The sequence below is a fragment of the Candidatus Neomarinimicrobiota bacterium genome (assembly GCA_041862535.1).
GTDB lineage: Bacteria > Fidelibacterota > Marinisomatia > SCGC-AAA003-L08 > TS1B11.
Genome location: JBGVTM010000114.1, coordinates 1 through 3426, shown reverse-complemented (window position 1 = coordinate 3426; position 3426 = coordinate 1). Strand labels below are relative to the sequence as shown.

The following is a 3426-nucleotide window of genomic DNA, read 5'->3' as shown; positions in this document are numbered from 1 at the left end:
CGCTCAACAGCCCTTCTTGGTACTGCCAGTGCCGCTGTCCCGCTCGCCAGTAACTCGAAACTTCTTTTTTTCGCGCATATCGCGCACCAGGCGCACCAGGCGAACGACAAACCGTTTCCAGGGTCTTATATTCCGGCACGATGTTGATGCCGCCGCCATATGGCCCTACCGCTGCGATGCCCCACAGTGGCCGTGACAATCCGTCATCGCGAGTCCCGACCTTCAGGTCGGGATGTGGCGATCTCATTTTGTTCCGAAGGAGTCCCTGCGGGACATTTTTCAACAGGCAGATTCCGGCCTCCCGTCGGGAAAAAATTTTAAAATGCTGAATTTTGTATGGATTTTGTTGAATTTTAGGGTGTCTCCTTGGCCCCTTTTTGAGACCGCCCTGCGCTCCCCTTCACCCCCCTCTCCCGTTCTCTTACTGCCAGCCGTCCTGGCCCCGGCAGGCTCTTCTCTAGCAACAATCTATTGTATTCGATGCTTCATTTTTCAATTTTCATTTTTCAATTTTCAATAATCAACGCTCCCCTTCTCCCGTTCTACCGATCAGCCGCGTAGCGTTCCCGGTCGGGCTCCTTCCTGTCCGCCGGCCGCAAGGTGCTGCTGAAGTAACGGCTCCTTACTGATTCAACGTGGCAGGTCACTGAACCGATGTGGCCCGGTGGGCTGCGGGGCCCAGCCAGCCATGTCATCATCAACTGTTACCCATGTACCCCATTTATTATGTAACCAACATAAATGGTTATTATTTAACCCTATCCCTCTCTTGGAAGATAAGGAGGATGTGATGGATGCCGTATCTTACTTCAGCAGCATCCCCGCATTCTGCGGGACTGTATGTACGCTATTTCAATAATAGCATCTTGATGGATTTTGTGTGCTCCGGAGTGACCAGGCAGGCAATGTAGATACCAGTGGGCACCTCGTGACCTGAAGTTGTTCTGCCGTCCCAATTAACCCGGTGATACCCTGGTTCCTTATAACCTTCTATCAGCCGCTCTACTTCCCGACCCAACAGGTCGTAGACCACAATGTCGACGTCGGTGGCAACAGAGAGGTGAAACCGGATGGTAGTGCAGGAATTGAAAAGATTGGGGTAGTTCTGGCTCACTACAAAATCTTGCGGGAAGATATCGTAAGCATCAATTCCCAGCAGCGACGGTGGGGATTCAACTACCATCGGAGGGCCTGTCTTCCATTCGTCTTCCGGGAAAGCAAACGAGGATGGCCAGGTGATCGGATTGAGGGTGGTAGGGTGAATATATCGGCAACGGAAGCGGCCAGATCCATACCCGCCTCCCTCGGTCAAGGTGATATCGCGACCATCGATCTGGTATACGTAAACCATATGATAGGGTGATTTGCCGGTAATCTTAAACGTGACCGTATAGACCTCATCGCCCGCCACGGCGTCACCGTCGTCACCGTAATCATTCAAAACCAGGTCCGGGTGATGGCCGTTTTCGGCCAACAGGCCTTGAATGTGGGCGATCCACTCATCTTTTATCAGCAGCCGAAGCGTATCAATCGCCGGGTTGAACAGGCCATCTTGGATCACTTCTCCCATGTATACGCTGTGGGTCAGGGTGATGGTTTTTCCGTCAGGGATAACACCTTCAGGTGGCAGGCCGTTATAATACTCCAGGCCAATTTGCTGGACATTATCTTCGTCACCATTAAAGATGAAAGCGCGGTCACCACCCCCTTTTATGGGCGGATTCTCGTAACCCATATCAGTATAGAAGTAAGGGTTTTGGGACCGGATGAGAGCCAATGACGCTGCACTGAACTTTATGTAATATTTATATTTGTCGATAAAACCGGGAAAATTCACGATGGGAGTGATAAGTTGATAGATGGTTGTTCCCTCGATACGGCGCATATTCAGATTGGATCGGTCCGGCAGCGGTTCATTTCCCCACCCATTGAATCCGCCCCGGACCTGCATAGTATCCTCCCTGGGTACACTGAAAATGCCCAGCTCTTCATACACGCTCATGTCAACTGCCCAGCAGACGTGCGCGGTGACCGGCAGGTTGCCAGCTGGTGCCTGATCACTAAAGTACCTGAATGCCAGCGTGGTATCATTGCCGATTATAAAATAGCGGTTATTGTCCGGTTTAATAATATCAGCCTGGGGGCTTTCATAATGCAGGGTATCATTTTGTTCGAACGCAAACTTGTATTGAATCGTATCTCCCACCGCCAGATTGGAAGGAAATGATACCAGGCCGGAGTAGTACAACCCATCATTCTCGCGGCTCAAGACCGTATTACAATCCCAGCCCAGCGGAGGCGTATCACCACGAACGGCGACAACGGCTTCCTCAGGATCAAAGCCCAACGGCTTCGAAGCCATATTCACGCGGAACCATATATCGATCTCGTCGGTGGGCGTGAAAGGCGCCAGGTCATTCCAATAATGAAATACCGTAGTGTTATTCAGAACGGTAATGATACGATCAGGTACACTTTCCCAATGCGCATTACCGGCAAGATCCTTATACACGAACCTGTATTTGTAGGTCGAGTCCCCGGTGAGAGGCATAGTACGGCTACTATAGTCCCCAACGATCGAGAGGGTATCGTTCCAGTCGTTCCAGTCATCATAATCTCCCGTCACGAAGCCGGTCACAGTTGAGTCGGTGTAGTTATCGACGGTGGCGGTATTGAGGACAAACGTGACCTGGCGGGTAGACTGGCTGGCAGCGCTGGTCGCAAAGAAAATCAATGCACAGAGTATATATAGCTTGTTCATCGAAGGGTAGTTCCAGCGGGCCCCAGGCAGTTGAGGCCCGCTGGTAACCGGATTCAGGTTATTTGATGAAGACCATGCGCCGCGTAAGGACAACGCCGTTTACCTCCAGCCTGTACAGGTAAATACCACTACTGACGGCTCTACCACTGGCGTTGATTCCATTCCACCGGACAGCGTGCTCTCCAGGGGTGCGTTGTTCAGAGACAAGCGTATTTACCAAGCGTCCGGTCAGGTCATAGAGCGACAGATTTACATAGCCTCCCCTGCTGATAGAGTAACGAATAGTGGTCGCTGGATTGAAGGGATTCGGATAGTTCTGGAAGAGGCGATAGGCCTGGGGCGTTAGCCCACCCGGATCGGAATCCACAGACAACACAACTCGCTTTCCAACCAGGTGTAGATCCAGGCTTCGGTCGCCGGTGACGTCTGAGTCCTTGTTGTGCAGAGAGACCGCGACGACGTTTTCCCCGTCCACCAGCAGGCTCGCATCGGTCTCCAGGGTTACATGAGAGTGTTCGCTGCCCACGGCATACGAGTCATAGCTAATCGTGCCGGTAGGCATGTTGCCCCTCAGAACCTCGGTCCCATTCAAGTAGACCACGACCCCGTCATCCTTCCACGCATCCCAGGCGAGGAAACTGTACTGGGATGCATCGGTCACCGTG

3 protein-coding genes are annotated in these 3426 nt (G+C 52.2%); all 3 read right to left on the bottom strand.

What is annotated here, in order from left to right; genetic code table 11:
- Nucleotides 1–247 (bottom strand): hypothetical protein (locus ACETWG_04305; protein ID MFB0515813.1); only part of this gene is annotated, 247 nt, incomplete at its 3' end.
- A 600-nt stretch (nt 248–847) separates the two neighbouring features.
- Entirely contained in the window at nt 848–2761 is a 1914-nt protein-coding gene (locus ACETWG_04300; GenBank protein MFB0515812.1) for a FlgD immunoglobulin-like domain containing protein, read from the bottom strand.
- Nucleotides 2762–2819: 58 nt separating this feature from the next.
- The coding region (locus ACETWG_04295; GenBank protein ID MFB0515811.1) for a T9SS type A sorting domain-containing protein at nt 2820–3426 on the bottom strand (607 nt) is incomplete at its 5' end.

Excerpts from the sequence above, each read along its gene's own strand:
- ACETWG_04300 (MFB0515812.1), bottom strand. The coding sequence starts at position 2,761 with ATGAACAAGCTATATATACTCTGTGCATTGATTTTCTTTGCGACCAGC.